The sequence below is a fragment of the Vibrio mangrovi genome (genome assembly GCF_024346955.1).
Classification (GTDB): Bacteria; Pseudomonadota; Gammaproteobacteria; order Enterobacterales; family Vibrionaceae; genus Vibrio; species Vibrio mangrovi.
This window is the reverse complement of record NZ_AP024883.1, coordinates 2,170,410-2,187,250: the sequence shown is the minus strand read 5'-3', so window position 1 is coordinate 2,187,250 and position 16,841 is coordinate 2,170,410. Positions and strand designations below refer to the sequence as shown.

13 protein-coding genes are annotated in these 16,841 nt (G+C 45.2%); 9 read left to right on the top strand and 4 right to left on the bottom strand.

Features of this window, described 5'->3' with window-relative positions; translation table 11 throughout:
* Positions 1-8: 8 nt before the first annotated feature.
* The 4 genes from lpoB (at position 9) to OCU74_RS09790 (ending at position 3,834) form a co-directional block, all read left to right on the top strand.
* Complete coding sequence (gene lpoB, locus OCU74_RS09805; RefSeq protein ID WP_087479554.1) at positions 9-599, top strand: penicillin-binding protein activator LpoB; 591 nt, start codon at positions 9-11, stop codon at positions 597-599.
* Positions 600-623: 24 nt separating this feature from the next.
* Positions 624-1,484, top strand: coding sequence for a phosphotransferase (locus OCU74_RS09800; protein ID WP_087479553.1), 861 nt, complete (start codon positions 624-626; stop codon positions 1,482-1,484).
* 193 nt (positions 1,485-1,677) lie between these two features.
* The gene (gene ycfP, locus OCU74_RS09795; RefSeq protein WP_087479552.1) at positions 1,678-2,217 is read left to right on the top strand and encodes an alpha/beta hydrolase YcfP; all 540 of its coding nucleotides are present in this window, start codon (positions 1,678-1,680) and stop codon (positions 2,215-2,217) included.
* A gap of 327 nt (positions 2,218-2,544) precedes the next feature.
* Positions 2,545-3,834, top strand: coding sequence for an NAD(P)/FAD-dependent oxidoreductase (locus tag OCU74_RS09790; RefSeq protein ID WP_087479551.1), 1,290 nt, complete (start codon positions 2,545-2,547; stop codon positions 3,832-3,834).
* A gap of 111 nt (positions 3,835-3,945) precedes the next feature.
* Here OCU74_RS09790 and OCU74_RS09785 read toward each other — a convergent pair whose 3' ends face one another.
* From OCU74_RS09785 to OCU74_RS09775, 3 genes are read right to left on the bottom strand one after another with little or no spacing between them, the layout of a single operon-like run.
* Positions 3,946-4,725: a peptidoglycan binding protein CsiV gene (locus OCU74_RS09785; protein ID WP_087479550.1), complete on the bottom strand. Its 780-nt coding sequence runs from the start codon at positions 4,723-4,725 to the stop codon at positions 3,946-3,948.
* A 52-nt stretch (positions 4,726-4,777) separates the two neighbouring features.
* On the bottom strand, positions 4,778-8,242 hold the full coding sequence (gene mfd / locus OCU74_RS09780) for a transcription-repair coupling factor (RefSeq protein WP_087479549.1): 3,465 nt from the start codon (positions 8,240-8,242) through the stop codon (positions 4,778-4,780).
* Positions 8,243-8,250: 8 nt separating this feature from the next.
* Positions 8,251-8,820, bottom strand: coding sequence for a PilZ domain-containing protein (locus OCU74_RS09775; protein ID WP_087479548.1), 570 nt, complete (start codon positions 8,818-8,820; stop codon positions 8,251-8,253).
* Between the two features lie 164 nt (positions 8,821-8,984).
* Between OCU74_RS09775 and lolC the strand changes: the two genes are divergently transcribed.
* Genes lolC through lolE form a run of 3 tightly spaced genes read left to right on the top strand, consistent with a single transcriptional unit; the run spans position 8,985 to position 12,120 of the window.
* Complete coding sequence (gene lolC / locus OCU74_RS09770; protein ID WP_087480100.1) at positions 8,985-10,193, top strand: lipoprotein-releasing ABC transporter permease subunit LolC; 1,209 nt, start codon at positions 8,985-8,987, stop codon at positions 10,191-10,193.
* Positions 10,186-10,860, top strand: a complete 675-nt coding sequence (lolD, locus tag OCU74_RS09765) for a lipoprotein-releasing ABC transporter ATP-binding protein LolD (RefSeq protein WP_087479547.1) — start codon at positions 10,186-10,188, stop codon at positions 10,858-10,860. Before lolC ends, lolD begins: the two co-directional genes overlap by 8 nt.
* 12 nt (positions 10,861-10,872) lie before the next feature.
* A complete protein-coding gene (lolE, locus tag OCU74_RS09760; RefSeq protein WP_087479546.1) occupies positions 10,873-12,120 on the top strand; it encodes a lipoprotein-releasing ABC transporter permease subunit LolE in 1,248 nt (415 codons plus the stop codon).
* A 167-nt stretch (positions 12,121-12,287) separates the two neighbouring features.
* Here lolE and OCU74_RS09755 read toward each other — a convergent pair whose 3' ends face one another.
* The gene (locus OCU74_RS09755; RefSeq protein WP_087479545.1) at positions 12,288-12,797 is read right to left on the bottom strand and encodes a DUF2062 domain-containing protein; all 510 of its coding nucleotides are present in this window, start codon (positions 12,795-12,797) and stop codon (positions 12,288-12,290) included.
* Positions 12,798-12,805: 8 nt separating this feature from the next.
* On the opposite strand from OCU74_RS09755, the gene OCU74_RS09750 reads away from it, so the two are divergent.
* Together OCU74_RS09750 and msbA are read left to right on the top strand one after the other, a co-directional pair.
* Positions 12,806-15,073: a DNA internalization-related competence protein ComEC/Rec2 gene (locus OCU74_RS09750; RefSeq protein ID WP_087479544.1), complete on the top strand. Its 2,268-nt coding sequence runs from the start codon at positions 12,806-12,808 to the stop codon at positions 15,071-15,073.
* A gap of 16 nt (positions 15,074-15,089) precedes the next feature.
* Positions 15,090-16,838 (top strand): lipid A ABC transporter ATP-binding protein/permease MsbA, encoded by a 1,749-nt coding sequence (gene msbA, locus OCU74_RS09745; RefSeq protein WP_087479543.1) that lies wholly within the window; start codon positions 15,090-15,092, stop codon positions 16,836-16,838.
* The last annotated feature ends 3 nt before the right edge of the window (positions 16,839-16,841 follow it).

The window sequence follows — 16,841 nt, the reverse complement described above, 5'->3', positions numbered from 1 at the left end:
GAGTCTTTATGAAAAAAAGTATAATCCTCGTGTTGGGGTTGGCTGCTCTCATGGGTGGTTGTGCAAATCAGGTTTCCTATGGGGATGCTCAGGCTGTTGAGACAAAAACCGTTGATTTTGGTTCGACGGATCTGCAGAAAATTGCGGCGGATATGGTCGATAGTATGATGATGTCCGGCTCCGTAGCTGCAATTACCCGTAATTCCCGCCCGGTTGTCTTTGTGGAAAGTATTAAGAACAAAACCAGTGAACATATCGATACCGAATCGATTACTGATACGATCAGTACCAAAATGCTGAATTCAGGTAAGTTCCGTTTTGTTGATATGGCGCGCGTAGACGCAGTTAAAAAGCAGCTGGATTTCCAGAATAATGACGCGTTAGTCGATAAAAGCAGCTCTATTCAGTTTGGGAAAATGGTCGGTGCACAGTATATGTTATACGGTAATCTGGCGAGTATCGTTAAAGATACAGGCAGTGATAAAGATGTATATTATAAAATGACAATGCGTTTAATGGATCTGCGTTCCGGCCTGATTGAATGGGCTGATGAAACTGAAATCCGGAAAGAGCAGTCAAAGAGCTTCCTAGGTTTTTAACCTGCTGAGTTGAGGACGTCAGTGATGGCACGTATGTCATGGTACGAAGCATGTCAGCTAGATCCTTCGCTGACGTCTCTTACTCATATTTTCCGGGAAACACCAGAAGTTGCTCAGACTTTAACTGGTGGTTTGACAAACCGTTGTTGGAAAATCGAGTTTCCCGGCCAGCCTCCCGTTGTGTGGCGTCCTGCCACTGATGTGACGCAGGCGTTTTCAATCTCCCGGCATCAGGAATACCATATTTTATCAGCCTTAAAAGAGAGAGCTGTGCTGATTTCTCCTGAGCCGCTTCATATCAATGAACATGGGTTGCTGGTCCAGTGGATTGACGGCGTCAGGGTGATTGAAAATGACGTTGAGATGATGACACGTTTATTGAGTCAGATTCATCAGTTTCCAGTCACCAGACTTCCTATCATTCCTTTCATCTACACTGCTCGCATTGATCATTATTGGTTTAAACTACAGTCGATGTCTGTTGAACTGGGGGATGTTGAACCACTGTATAAAATCTGGCGTACATTACCAAATATTCCTGAAGTTCCGATTTCCCTTTGCCATTTTGATCTGGGGAGCCATAATCTGATCAGAACAGCTCAGGGAGTCAAAGTAATTGACTGGGAGTATGCAGCTCTGGCTGACCCGAGAATTGATCTGGCGATGACGATTTATATGGCGGATACAAATTTAGTTACTGCTGTCGGACAATATTGTCAGCACCGTAATATTACCGATATTGATGCGTGGATTGACGGGGTGAAGTCCTGGATGCCCAGAGTTAAAATGCTTGCAATGCTGTGGTATCTGATCGCTTATCAGCTATGGGAAAATGATGTGATGATAGCCGAAGCCGAAAGGATAAAAGAGCAATTGAACGGCTGATTGCAGATCTGGTCAAATGAGATGGAATATTGGTGGTATCACCGGATATTTCAGAGAGGTGGCCCGGAATGTTCTCAGTTAGAGAAATAAAGAGAGAAAACGATAGGAGTGACATGCCATTTCATTTCAGGTTTTCTGTATAACCTGAGTATTTCATGCTAGGTTAATCCTGTACGTTGCAAAGGATATTGTTATGATTATTTATCTACATGGATTTGATTCAACCAGCCCGGGGAATCATGAAAAGGTACTGCAATTACAATTCATCGATGATGATGTGCGGTTTGTCAGTTATAGCACACTGCATCCCAGACATGATATGCAGCATCTTCTGAAAGAAGTTCATAAAGCGATTGAATTGAGCGACGATCCGCATCCGGTTATCTGTGGGGTAGGACTCGGTGGTTACTGGTCAGAACGGATTGGTTTTTTGTGTGGGATCAAACAGGTTTTGTTTAATCCGAATCTTCATCCGGAAAACAATATGCAGGGAAAGATCGATCGTCCTGAAGAATATGAAGATATTGCAACAAAATGTGTTTCTCAGTTCCGGCTCAAAAATAAAGACCATTGCCTGGTTGTACTGTCAAAAAATGATGAGGTTCTGGATAACCAGAAGACGGCGGAAGAACTGGAAACATACTACGACATTATATGGGATGAGACACAAAGTCATAAATTCAAGAAGATATCTCAACATCTTCAGACTATAAGCCAGTTCAAGAACAAATAATTATATATTTATCATAAGGTTAAGAGATAAACAGGCAAGATGAAAAACCATTCTGAAAGTCTGGTTTTTCTGACAATCTTGGCTTGCATGCCTTGATTTGCTCTTTATAATGTCTCTTATCAATCAAAATTTGATAAAAATCAAAATAAAATGAGAGCAGGAGTAAACCTGCCCGTGATTTATGTGAAGTAAAGTGATGCTTTATCTGTGTTAGCGCTTCTGTAGAAAGATGGTGGCTACGACTTTCTTTACCCGTCCTATTTTTCTAGCCCGGAACTGTTGTTCCGGGCTATACCAATGTTTATTCATTTTTGAGGATAGTTTGTTGTGACTCGTATTGTTGTTGTTGGTGGCGGTGCAGGCGGTTTAGAGCTTGTCACCAAATTAGGCCACACACTAGGAAGAAAAGGTCGTGCCCAGATCACTCTGGTGGACAGAAATGCCAGCCATTTATGGAAACCGTTGTTGCATGAAGTGGCAACCGGCTCTCTGGATGATGGCGTTGATGCTCTGAGTTACCGGGCTCACGCGAGAAACCACAGTTTTGATTTTCAAATGGGAAGCCTGGAAGATATCGATCGGGAAAGAAAGGTTATTACTCTGGCTGAATTGAAAGATGAGCATGGTGAGCTGTTGATCCCACGTCGTGAGGTTGAATACGATATTCTGGTATTGGCCATTGGCTCAAAATCTAACGATTTCAATACTGCGGGCGTGAGAGAGCATTGTATCTTTTTGGATAGTCCGGAGCAGGCAAATCTGTTCAGAACGGAAATGAACAATGAATTCCTTAAACTTCATGCCAAAAACGGTCAGGGAACAGTTGATATTGCGATAGTCGGTGCCGGAGCGACCGGCGTAGAGCTTTCGGCAGAATTGCATAATGCAGTGAAAGAGCTGCGTAATTATGGTTTCGGCGATCTGGATTCAAATAAATTGAATGTGAATCTGATCGAAGCAGGAGAGCGTATTCTTCCTGCGTTACCACCAAGAATTTCTTCTGCCGCACATCATGAGCTGACGAAGCTGGGAGTGACTGTCCGGACGTCGACGATGATTACTAAAGTTGAGGAAGACGGGCTGACGACTAAAGACGGCGAAAAAATACCAGCCAAGATTATGGTATGGGCTGCTGGTATTAAAGCTCCTGACTTTATGAAAGATATTGCTGGTTTGGAAACTAATCGTATTAATCAACTGGTGGTGACAAATACCTTACAGACAACACGGGATCGGGACATTTTCGTGATTGGGGATTTAGCACAATGTACACAACCTGACGGGACATTTGTTCCACCTCGTGCTCAGGCTGCACACCAAATGGCAAGCCGCACATTCAGGAATATTGTTGCGAAACTGAATGATCGGGAAATGAAGCCTTACGTTTATAAAGATCATGGCTCTCTGGTTTCGTTAAGCCGTTTTTCCACCGTAGGAAGTTTGATGGGGAACCTGACCCGAGGTTCGATGATGGTCGAAGGAAAAATTGCCCGTGTGGTTTATATTTCTCTTTACCGGATGCACCAGGTGGCATTACACGGAATGTTTAAAACTGCACTTATGCTGCTGGTCGGACGGATTAACCGAGTGTTACGACCAAATTTAAAATTACATTAAGCAATATATCGACCCAAATCATAACCGATATAAGAATGCCCGCTTAAGCGGGCATTTTCTTTGTATCTCTGTCAGATCGTCTGGAGAATGTCAGGTTTTCCGTATGTCTTGTTATTTGTCCGGAACTTTTCTGACTTGCACAATCATTCCCATCAGCGGGTGATCAAAATAGAGTGTTTCGCCACTTCGCATTCGGCGTTTCTGGTTAAGCCGGTATGGTTTCAGAAAACGTTCTTCCGTTACGGTCGGAGAAATAGCCTGAAGATGACCAAACTGGACATTTTCATCTCCATTGGTTGTATCTTGTGAAAAATCAATCGGTGTTTCTTCGACGGATACATCCCGGATGCTAGGTTTTTTCAGATCAAAGAGAGCGTCAACGTAGAGATAGTGTTGTACATAAACCTGTAACTTCCCATCCAGTTCATAGAGAGGTTTTGGTAGTGATTGTTCGACCGTACCATCAATCGGAGACTGCTGAGATGTGGTTGATGCCGTAATTTCGCTACCATCCGGGTGGAACTGAGACGAATAATCCATGCCTGCCCGAATATGGAATTCCGGTGCATTAGACTGTCCTTCGTCACCCTGACGCCATGCCGTATGTAACAGCACCTGAAAACCCGCGTGATTTCTCAGATTCTCTTCCTGTTTGTCCAACTGGTATGAAGCAGGTGGTAGTCGTGTGACACCTTTCCGGGCCAGATAAGCCTGAGAACTCAGACTACCTGCATTTTTATAATCAATTGGAGGAAGTACATTCGGCCATGCCTCATTGATATCTTCCGCATTGACGGCTCGTTTAAAAATGATCACTTCGATGTCAAATTGCCGTTCTGCCCAGGAGGGCATTGCAAATAGTAACATCAACAGTGGGATCAGCTTTTTCATTATGACTCCATTATGACCTAGAAGACGATTTTTCATCATGACTGCCTTAACCTCAGGAGACCGGTAATATGTTTTGCTGAAATTCACTCAACATATCCCGGAGAAATCCAATGCGCTGGTTTCGCTCATCCAACGGCAGAGTAAATTTGAATTTGGTGGGACCATCCATTCCATATAGCTTTGGTTGAGACTGTAAGAGCTGCACTAAGTATGTCGGATTTATACTAGCATTTAGATTGAACTCAATGTACCCACCTTTGCTGTGTGCTTCAATTTTCTTAATATTCAGTGCAGCAGCTTCCAGTTTCAGCTTACTGACCTCTAAAAGATTCAATGCAGCATCCGGCAATTTACCGAAACGATCAATCAGTTCTACTTTCAGCTCATTCAGCTCTTCTGAACTTGCGACACTGGCGATCTGTTTATACATTGATAGCCGGGTGTTGATATCGGGAATATAGTCATCAGGAAGCAGTGCCGGCAATCTGAGTTCAACCTCTGTCTGCTCTTTGAGCAGCTCATCTAGTGATGGCTCTTTACCGGATTTCAGGGCTTCAACTGCCTGTTCAAGCATTTCCATATAGAGTGTAAAACCGATTGACTGGATTTGCCCGCTTTGCTCATCACCCAGTAACTCGCCAGCTCCCCGGATTTCCAGATCGTGGGTTGCAAGTGTGAATCCGGCTCCCAAATCTTCAAGAGAGGCTAATGCTTCCAACCGTTTCACTGCATCTTTGGTCATCGCTTTCGGATGAGGAGTCAGCAGGTAGGCATACGCCTGATGGTGTGAGCGTCCGACCCGGCCACGTAATTGGTGCAATTGTGCTAAACCCAGAGTGTCGGCCCGATGAATAATGATGGTGTTGGCTGTCGGTATATCAATCCCGGTTTCAATAATTGTGGTACAGACCAGTAAATTAAAACGCTGGTGATAAAAATCATTCATGATACGTTCAAGTTCACGCTCACGCATCTGCCCATGTGCAACCGTAATTCGTGCTTCCGGAATCAACTTCTCAAGATCAGCTGCGGCTTTATCAATCGACTCCACCTGATTGTGCAGATAATAAACCTGCCCACCGCGCATGATTTCACGCAAAACTGCTTCACGAATGACACCCTGATCGCTTTGCCGGACAAATGTTTTAACAGCCAGACGTCTCGCCGGAGGTGTTGCGATGATAGATAGATCCCGCATTCCGCTCATGGCCATATTCAGAGTTCTGGGTATTGGTGTTGCAGTCAGGGTCAGAATATCAACATTGGCCCGCATGGCTTTTACTTTTTCTTTCTGACGAACACCGAAACGATGTTCTTCATCTACGATTAGTAATCCGAGATCTTTAAACTTGAGTTCGCTGGAAAGTAGCTTGTGAGTTCCAACCAGAATATCAATTTTACCGTCCTGTACATCCTGAAGGATCTGTTTCTGTTCTTTAGCGGTCTTAAAACGGGATAAAACTTCGACCCTGATAGGGTGGTTGGCAAAACGGTCCCTGAAGTTTTCAAAATGTTGCTGGGCAAGTAAGGTTGTCGGAACCAGGACAGCGACCTGCTTACTGTTATCCGTACAGACGAATGCAGCACGCATCGCGACTTCTGTCTTACCGAATCCAACGTCTCCACAGACCAGACGATCCATGGCTTTATTCTGACACATATCCGCAAGTACCGAGTTGATTGCCATCGACTGGTCATCGGTTTCTTCAAACGGGAAGCTGGCCTTAAAGGTGGCATACTGCTCCCTGTCGAGAGCGAAAACGTGTCCTGGCTTCAGCTCTCGTTTGGCGTACACATCCAATAATTCGGCTGCGACATCACGAACTTTTTCCGCTGCTTTCCGGCGTGCTTTTGCCCAGCTTTCGCCTCCCAGTTTATGAATGGGGGCATTTTCTTCGGCGCCACCGGAGTAGCGGCTAATCAGATTCAGAGCCGAAACAGGAACATAAAGTTTCGCTTCTCCCTGATATTCCAGGGTAACATATTCCGTTTTTATCCCACCGACTTCCAGAGTCTGTAACCCCAGATAGCGTCCGATACCATGATCGATATGTACCACGGGCTGGCCCGGTTTTAATTCGGCAAGATTGCGGATGACAGCATCGCTATTTGTGACTCGTTTATCTTTCTTGCGTCGTTGAACCACCCGATCACCAAGCAGATCACTTTCGCAGATAAATGCAATCTGTTGTTCACTCAGGATGAAACCATGTTCAGCAGCACCGATGACCAACATATATTTTTCGTCACTCAGACAGGCTTCCTGAAAAGATGGTAATGTTGTGGGACGTAATTTGATGCGTTGTAATAGCTCCAGCAATGCTTCCCGTCGTCCCTCTGATTCTACGGAGAAAATAATCTGTCCTGAATGGGATTCGACAAACTGACGGAGTGCCGCAAGTGGTTCTTTATGCTGGTGTTGTACTTTGATTTCCGGAAGAGATGCAATCTGAAGATTGAGTCGCCCGGCTTTCTCCGTGACAGGCTCGGTCCGAACCTGAAACTGAGAAAAAGATTTCAACTGAGTGAAAAATTCATCTTTTTTCAGCCACAGTTCAACCGGCTCAAGGAGCGGACGTAACGGGTCAACTTTTCTCTGTTCGTAACGTTCATGAACATCGCTCAGAAAACGCTCGACCGACGGTTCAATGTCTCCGACAATAATCAACTGACTATCTGCCGGTAAATAGTCAAAAAGAGTTTCGGTCTTTTCAAAAAACAACGGATGCCAATATTCGATTCCCGCAGGCCATAACCCTTTCGAGACCTGCATATAGACAGATTCCGGCTCTCTGCGGGCTTCAAAACGCTGGCGCCATCGTGTCCGGAAGTCTTCAATTGCTGCTTTGTTCGTTGGGAATTCGTGGGCCGGAAGCAGCCTGACTTCACTGATTTCTTCTATCGAACGTTGATTCTCCGGATCAAATGTCCTGATAGTATCAATTTCATCATCAAAAAAATCGAAGCGATATGGGAGTTCGCTTCCCATTGGGAACAGATCGAGAATCGAACCTCTGCTGGCGTATTCTCCCGGACCAAAAACCTGATCCACATGGCGGTATCCGGAATTCTCCAGTTGACCCCGGAGTTTTTCCAGAGAAAAGAGATCTCCTCGCTTCACAATCAGGGTGTGTTGCAGCAAAAAATCCCGAGGTGACTGTCTTTGCAACAAAGTTGTCACCGGGGTAATGGTGATTCCTCCAGTCTTTCCCGGTAACTGATATAGCCGGGAAATCCGATCAGAGATGATTTCCTGATGTGGTGAAAAACTGTCATAAGGCAGAGTTTCCCAGTCAGGGAAGAGGGCAATGTTTTCCGGGAAAAACTGTTCGATTTCCTGCTGTAACTTTAAAGCCATCTGCGGATCAGCAGTGACTAACAGTGTATGGTGCTGGTGCTGCCGGGCGAGTTCAGCCGCAGTCAGTGCCAGACTTGCGCCGGTCAGATTGCCGATTTGTTTTTTATCTCCGGTACCTTCAGATACCGGAAGTGATAGAATGGAATTCAAGCTGGTCATTTGGTTTGCTATTTATTGTTTCTTTCAAGAGAGCGGCGACGGAGAAGCTTCTGTTGTTGATAGAGGGCTGCTTTAATCAGCAGATCCTGATCTGACTCTCTCAGAAGGTCGTATTTCACGGTAATAATGTATTGTTCTTCTTCTGCCTGACATGCTTCAACATGTGCATAACAGTATATTGCTGCCGGAGGATGATTCAGAAACAGTTTGACCCGCAGTAAGGTTCCGGGTTCGACCGGATGACTGGCGGAATAAGTAAACTGACTGGCGCCGAACGATTCGGTCTGATAACGCTGCGATGGATTGTCTTGCTGGGATAACATGAAGTTTAACAGTAAGTTTAACTTATTGTTCTGACTATCAAGTAACTGAATCAGGTTTTTGAAATCATTATTTTTAAGCTCTTGCCGGGCAATGTCACTGAGCTGATCCAGATGGCTGAATTCACACGCAACGATAAATGGCACCGGAATTTCGCTTTCAAACACCTCTTCAGAAGGGAGTGTTGCCCCAGTTTCCAAAGGTTCAATGTTAATTGTGAGTGCATGAAGCACTGTAAAAAACTCTTGTTCGACCATCGTTCATTCCTCATCTCTGCATGTTGATTATCGCTATACGCATGAACTAATCAAGGTATAGAACAATCATTTGTATGAATTAACAATGAATTGGCAAATTAATGCTACAACCTGAGCCAGTTTATCGTTAAAGTACCGTGCAGTTGTCTTTATTGGTTTATAGTATGTTTTGTCCTGTTTCGGTATTTATAGGGTTCAGATATTTACGAGGACAGTCAGGTGATCGTTTCAGCCGTTTTGTCTCCCGGATCTCAACCGCAGGTATTACCATCGGTGTTTTAGCGTTAGTGACGGTCTTATCTGTCATGAATGGCTTTGAGTCTCAACTGAAGAACCGGATTTTGGGTGTTTTACCTCATGCGGTCATTTATCAGGGACATGAGCGGACACCATGGCAAACGACACCACCTTCCTTTCTGCAATATTTATCCGCTCAGCAGCCTCCCGAACCCATTGTCCGGAGTGAGGCGGTTGTTCAGAGTTCGACAGAATTATCTGCCGGTATTATGTTAGGCATTGAACCTCAGGATAACGATCCGATTGCTCAATATCTGATCATTGGTTCTCTGAAAGATTTACATGCCGGAGACTATACTCTTCTTCTGGGACATCAGCTGGCAAGACAACTCAATGTATCTCAGGGAGATAAAGTTCGTCTGATGGTGACACAGGCCAGTCAGTTTACACCATTAGGCAGAATTCCCAGTCAGCGGAATTTCACTGTAGCCGGTATTTTTAACACCGGTTCTGATATCGACGGTCAGTTAATGATCACTCATATCCACGATGCTCAGAGATTACTGCGTTTGAATGCTCAGACAATCTCAGGCTGGCGGCTTTCTTTCTCTGATCCTTTTGTTGTGTCTGAGCTGGCCAAAAGTAAATTGCCTCAGGGATGGCACTGGAGTGACTGGCGGGATCAGCGTGGAGAGTTGTTTCAGGCTGTGCGAATGGAAAAAAATATGATGGGACTAATGTTGGGGCTGATTGTTGCTATTGCAGCTTTTAATATTATTTCCGCATTGATCATGGTGGTAATGGAGAAACAGTCAGAAGTTGCTATTTTGAAAACGCAGGGCATGACGAATTTACAGGTACTGTTTGTCTTCATGGTGCAAGGAGCAAGCAGTGGGATTGTGGGAGCTCTGAGTGGCGGTATTTTAGGGATTCTGATCGCAAGCTATCTGAATCCGATTTTGCAGGTTCTGGGAGTCGACCTGATTTCCATGGGTGGTTCGTTACCCGTCGTTATCCGGCCCGGTCAGATTATTCTTGTGGAGTTGCTGACCATTGCTCTGAGCCTTCTGGCAACTTTATATCCTTCATTCCGTGCATCGTCCGTTCACCCAGCAGAGGCTTTACGATATGAATAATCTCCTTGAATGTCGCCAGGTAACAAAAACCTATCAGGAAGGGGAACTTGCGACTCATGTTTTACAGGGAGTCAGTTTTTCGATGCATCAGGGAGAGTTTGCTTCGATTGTCGGTGCATCTGGTTCAGGAAAAAGCACATTGTTACACATATTGGGAGCGCTTGATCAGCCAACCAGTGGGGATGTGATGTTTTTAGGCCATTCCATGTTACAGCTTAAGTCTGCACAGCAGGCCAGAATACGTAACCGGCATATTGGTTTTGTCTATCAGTTTCATCATCTGCTGGCGGATTTCAGTGCATTGGAAAATGTTGCCATGCCACTACTGATTGGCGGAGAATCTGTTGCGAACGCGACCAAAAGTGCTAAACAATGGCTAACGCGTGTCGGCTTAGAGCATCGGCTTTCACACCGTCCCAGTGAGCTGTCCGGAGGCGAACGCCAGCGGGTTGCGATTGCCCGGGCTCTGGTAAATCAGCCTTCTTTGGTTCTGGCTGATGAACCAACCGGAAATCTGGACCATCAGACCGCACTGGCCGTCTATGAATTAATGAGAGAGCTGAATGAGGATTCTCAAACTGCATTTCTGGTGGTGACTCATGACCGGGAACTTGCTGGTAAAATGAACCGTATTCTGACGATGCAAGACGGCTTACTGACGTCGTAAGGAGAGAGTAAAGTGATTTCATCATTATCTCTGATGATTGGTCGTCGTTTCAGTCGTTCCAAAAAAAGAAATAAGCTAGTCTCCTTTATTTCAATGTCCTCAACACTGGGCATTGCATTTGGTGTTGCTGTTATTGTTATCGGACTTTCGGCAATGAACGGGTTTGAGAGAGAGCTGAACAACCGTGTGTTGTCAGTGATTCCCCATGGTGAATTTGAAGGCGTGGAAGGGCCAGTGCGTGAATGGCCGGCAATGATGAAGAAAATTGAATCTTTTCCTCAGGTGATTGCCGCTGCGCCCTATGTTCGGTTTACTGCTCTGGCGGAGAAAGGTCAGCAGTTGAAAGCGATTGAAGTACGTGGTGTTGAGCCCGAGATGGAACGCCATGTGTCTCAACTATCCCGTTACATTTCCGGTGGGGCTTTTGCTGATTTTTCTCCCGGAAAACACCAGGTAATTCTGGGGCAGGGTGTGGCACAGCGGCTGGGCGTTGGTGTCGGCGACTCTTTTACGCTCATGGTACCGAAAATGTCTGGTCGTTCCAAATCGCTGAAAACACCTCAGCGGATACGGGTTCAGATTGTCGGTGTGCTGACCTTGCATGGGCAGATTGATCATAATCTGGCACTGCTCCCGCTGGGGGACGCACAACAGTATACAGGTATCGGAACATCAGTTACCGGCGTTTCAGTGAAAGTACATGACGTCTTCCGGGCGGAACAAACCGTTCGTCAGGTCGGAAACCAACTGGATCAGTATGTGTACCTGCGTAGTTGGCAGCGGCAATATGGTTATCTTTACCGGGATATTCAGTTAGTCCGTACGATTTTGTATCTGGTGATGGTTCTGGTGATTGGTGTTGCGAGCTTTAATATCGTTTCAACATTGATGATGGCTGTGAAGGATCGGGCTGCAGAAATTGCTATTCTGAGGACAATGGGAGCTTCCGATCAACTGGTTCGGCGGATCTTTATGTGGCAGGGAATTTTTTCCGGTGTTTTGGGAAGTCTGTGTGGTAGCGTGATTGGTGTTCTGATTGCAATGAATCTGACCGGACTTATCAAGGTGCTTGAATCCGTATTAGGGCACCAGTTTTTATCCGGTGATATCTATTTTGTCGATTTTCTACCTTCTCAGGTAGAATTTCGGGATGTTGCACTGGTCTCGGTGACGGCGATCGTACTGAGCCTGGCTGCCACATTCTATCCTGCAATCAAGGCAAGTCGCCTCAATCCGGCAGTCGTTCTTTCCTCCCGATAAATATTAAGCTGCTTTCAGGCATGTGACTGAAAGCAGCTTCTTATCTTCTTTTTAAAAAATGTGAAGTGAATCCGAGCGTGATTATTCACTAAGTCTACTGTTGCATATAATTATATTGTGTGAGTCGTAACGAACGATCTCTATTAAGACGTTTTCTTCAAACCGGATTACTTTAGTTGTCGTTTTTGCCAGCTTCTGACAACAGAGTAACGCCACAGTCCGTGAATACCGAAGTAGCCCAGAAGCGCACAGGCTACGCCACAAATCAAACAGCCAACAATCAGCGATGGGGCAATGGTCGACATTTGCTGAGAAATATAATTCCAGGAGAGTTCGAAGTGGAAATTCTGTGGTGGTACATGAAGGACCCAGGCTCCGAGCTTATAAGCAAAATAGAATAATACTGGCATGGTGATTGGATTACTGACCCAGACCAAAGCAACTGAAAGAGGGAGATTGACGCCACATGCGATAGCAAGTCCGGCCGACATAATCATCTGACTGGGTAGTGGGACAAATGCCATAAATAAGCCAACTGCAAATGCACCGGCAGCTGAACGACGGTTCAGGCACCATAGATTCGGGTTATACAGCACATTACCGAAAATCTTCAGGGCTTTCTGTCGTTTGATCAGTTCCCTGTCTGGTAAGAATCGCTTGATTAATTTTTTAGGCATATAAAACGATGGCTCTTGTAAAAAACAACTGGTTGCTCAGTTCTTATAGTTTAACATTATTATCATCACCTTACTGGCCGAAGATGCCTGACATGATTTATTGTTTGGTGCCTGTCTTCCTGCTGTTCTTTTCTCTCCGGATTCGCCAACTACGATATATTATTGGCATATGCATCGCATTTCTGCTGATACTATTTCACGGAAATTTAATCAAACGACAGTCGGATATTTTATTCCAGTCCGGGCACGATATTACCATAAACGCGAAAGTTGACAGCTTTTTTACACAAAATAGTTTTGGATACACTGGCAGTGTTCGGGTTCTATCTATAAATAACACACCAGTTGAGTGGTGGAGACAACCAAGAGTCAAATTGTACACAGCAACTGAACTCCATCCGGGTGATGTACTGGATGTACAGGTTTCGGTCAAACCTATTGTTGGCTTACTGAATGAGGCTGGATTTGATAGTGAACGCTATTACTTTAGTCAGGGGATAGTTGCAAAAGTATTTGCCCGGTCAGAAGCTCAGCTAAAGACCATCGGGGATTCTTTTCGCTATCGGTTATTCCAGCACGTTGAACAGCAGTTACAGGACAACCCATTCCGGGGGATTATTCTTGCCCTCTCTTTTGCCAACAGAAATGAGTTAAGTGAATCTCAGTGGCGTTTGCTGAAGAATAGTGGTTTGGCACATCTGGTTGCGATTTCCGGATTACATATTGGTATTGCTTATACATTCGGTTTTTTTCTGGGGATGCCGGTTTCCCGGTTTGGCCGGTATTTTCTGTGGGCTCCTGTAATTTCAGGGGGCATTTCTGCTGTTATTTATTCATGGCTGGCCGGATTTTCACTGCCGACAATACGGGCATTACTGATGTTGCTTATTCATATTGTATTACGTGTGAGTCACATCAGGATTGGTTTAAGGGATCGGTTTTTGGTGACATTGGGGTGTATGTTAACGATCAATCCGTTTGTTAGCATTTCGGTCAGTTTCTGGATGTCATTTACTGCTGTTTTCTTTGTCTTTTATCTGGTTAGCCTCGAGAAAGATCGATCACAACAGCTCTGGTTAGAGAAACTGAAACAACAGGTAAAAGGACATACTGCTTTGATGCTTTGTATGTTACCTGTGAGCGCCGGTTTTTTCGGTGGGATCAGTTTGGTAGCGCCATTGTATAATCTGATTTTTATCCCGTGGTTTAGTTTGTTGATTGTGCCTTTGCTTTTTGTCGGACTAGTGGTCGTCACTCTGGGGGGATTTGCGGGGTTGATATGGGCAGGTATCAGTCAATTACTTGAACCCGTGATTTGGTCTGCCGCTTTTGCTGATGGTGTCTGGATCTTTACCTCTGCTCATATGACACACCTCTTTGTGGGGTTGACGTGTATTTTGCTACTCCAGCCGATTTTGTCATCCCGAATCATAGGATTCTTTTTTCTGGTTTTTTGGGGCTCTTCTATCGGTAGAGGGGAAACCACTAAGTGGCAGGTTGATATTCTGGATGTTGGGCATGGTTTGTCAGTCTTGATCGAAAAAAATGGCCATTATGTTCTTTATGATACGGGGAAAAGCTGGCCGGGCGGAAGTATGAGTCAGTCTGTTGTTACTCCGGTATTGAGGTGGCGAGGTGCCCGGAATCTGGATGGTCTGATCCTTAGCCATCTGGATAATGATCACGCAGGTGGTCGTTTTGATATTGAGAAAGTCTGGCATCCGGTATGGAAACGGGCCAGTCAGCGGTTACCTGGCTATCAGCCTTGTTCTCAGGGGACTTCATGGCGATGGCAGACGCTGAAGTTTGATGTTTTGTGGCCACCGAAACAGGTCGTGAAGTCTCACAATGATGAATCATGCACCATCCGGGTGTCTGATGATGCAGAGCATTCGATTCTTCTGACTGGTGATATCGAAAAACACAGTGAGCAGGAAATGTTGCAGCAAAATCTTCCACTTGCCAGTGAAGTTGTGATTGTTCCTCACCACGGAAGTCACACCTCTTCTTCATTAAAATGGATAAAAAAAGTGCAGGCGGATGTCGCGGTTGCCTCTCTGGCAGGGATGAACCCATGGCACTTACCCAGCCCCCGGATTGTAAAACGGTATCGGGATAATGGAACACAATGGCTGGAAACTGCGATATCCGGTCAGATTCGAATAATATTCCAGCAAAAAAAACGTCAGTTCAATACCATACGTAGAGATACCTTATCTCCATGGTATAGGCAGATGCTGCGTAAACAGGTAGAATGGCGCGGTTATTCCCGATAAGAACACCATGGTATCTATGTCAAATATAAATGATGAAACGACCTGGCAAACATTTAAACGCCTTTGGGTTTATATTCGCTTATACAAGTCAGGTTTGTTTGTTGCCGTTATTGCTCTGATTATTAATGCTGCCTCGGATACCTACATGGTTTCCCTGTTAAAGCCACTACTGGATGAAGGTTTTGGTTCTGCGGAATCCAATTTTCTGAAAATGCTTCCATTCATCATTTTAGTGATGATGTTGATTCGGGGAGGTAGTGGATTTGTTTCATCTTATTGTCTGAGCTGGGTGTCCGGACATGTTGTGATGATGATGCGGCGTAAAATCTTTAACCATTTCATGCATATGCCTGTCAGCTTTTTTGATCAGGAGTCAACCGGCGGGTTGTTGTCGCGGATTACCTATGATACAGAGCAGGTTGCAGGCGCAACCAGCCGGGCGTTGGTGAGTATTGTCAGGGAAGGGGCAAGTATTGTCGGGCTCCTGGCGTTGATGTTCTGGAATAGCTGGCAGTTGTCACTGGTTCTGATTGTTGTCGCTCCTGTCGTTGCTTTGGCTATTCGGGTTGTCTCGAAACGTTTCCGGAAAATTTCAAAGAATATGCAGGATGCGATGGGACAGGTGACTTCTTCTGCTGAACAGATGCTGAAAGGGCATAAAGTCGTCTTAAGTTATGGCGGTCATGATGTTGAGTGTAAGCGCTTTGATGATGTTAGTAACAGAATGCGTCAGCAGACGATGAAGCTGGTTGCGGCTCAGGCAATTGCCAATCCGGTCATTCAGATTATTGCCTCAGTGGCACTGGTTACTGTGTTGTTTTTAGCAAGCGTTGACTCAATCCGATCAGAGCTGACTCCCGGAACATTTACTGTCGTTTTTTCTGCAATGTTCGGCCTGATGCGGCCATTGAAAGCCTTAACGAATGTGACTTCCGATTTTCAGCGTGGAATGGCTGCCAGTCAGACGCTATTTGCTTTTATCGATCTGGAAACAGAAAAAGATACCGGCCATTATGAAGCAGACTCAGTGAAAGGAGAGGTTCAGGTAAATGATGTGTCATTTACCTATAAGGGTAAAGAGAAACCAGCCCTTTCTCATATTTCTTTTACCATACAACCGGGAAGTACGGTTGCTCTGGTGGGGCGTTCCGGTTCAGGAAAAAGCACGATTGCTAACCTGTTTACCCGTTTTTATGATGTTGATAGTGGGGAAATCCTGTTAGACGGACAGGATCTTCGTGACTATAAACTGACGAACCTCAGAAAGCATTTTGCTCTGGTGTCGCAAAATGTTCACCTGTTTAACGATACAATTGCAAATAATATTGCCTATGCTGCTGAAGGAAGTTACACCCGGGAACAAATTGAGTACGCAGCGCGTCAGGCACATGCGATGGAATTTATTCAGAATATGCCAGCAGGCCTGGATACTCTCATTGGAGAGAATGGGGCCAGCCTGTCGGGAGGTCAGCGACAGAGAATCGCAATTGCCCGGGCCTTACTCAGAGATGCTCCGGTCCTGATTCTGGATGAAGCGACTTCGGCACTGGATACGGAATCCGAACGGGCAATTCAGGATGCGTTAGCCGAATTACAGAAAAACAAAACTGTGTTAGTGATTGCACATCGACTCTCAACTATTGAAGAAGCGAATGAGATTCTGGTAATTGATGAAGGTGAGGTTATCGAAAGAGGGCATCATCTGACATTGCTTGATAAAGGTGGTGCTTATGCACAATTGTATCGCACTCAGTTTGGCAATTAAATT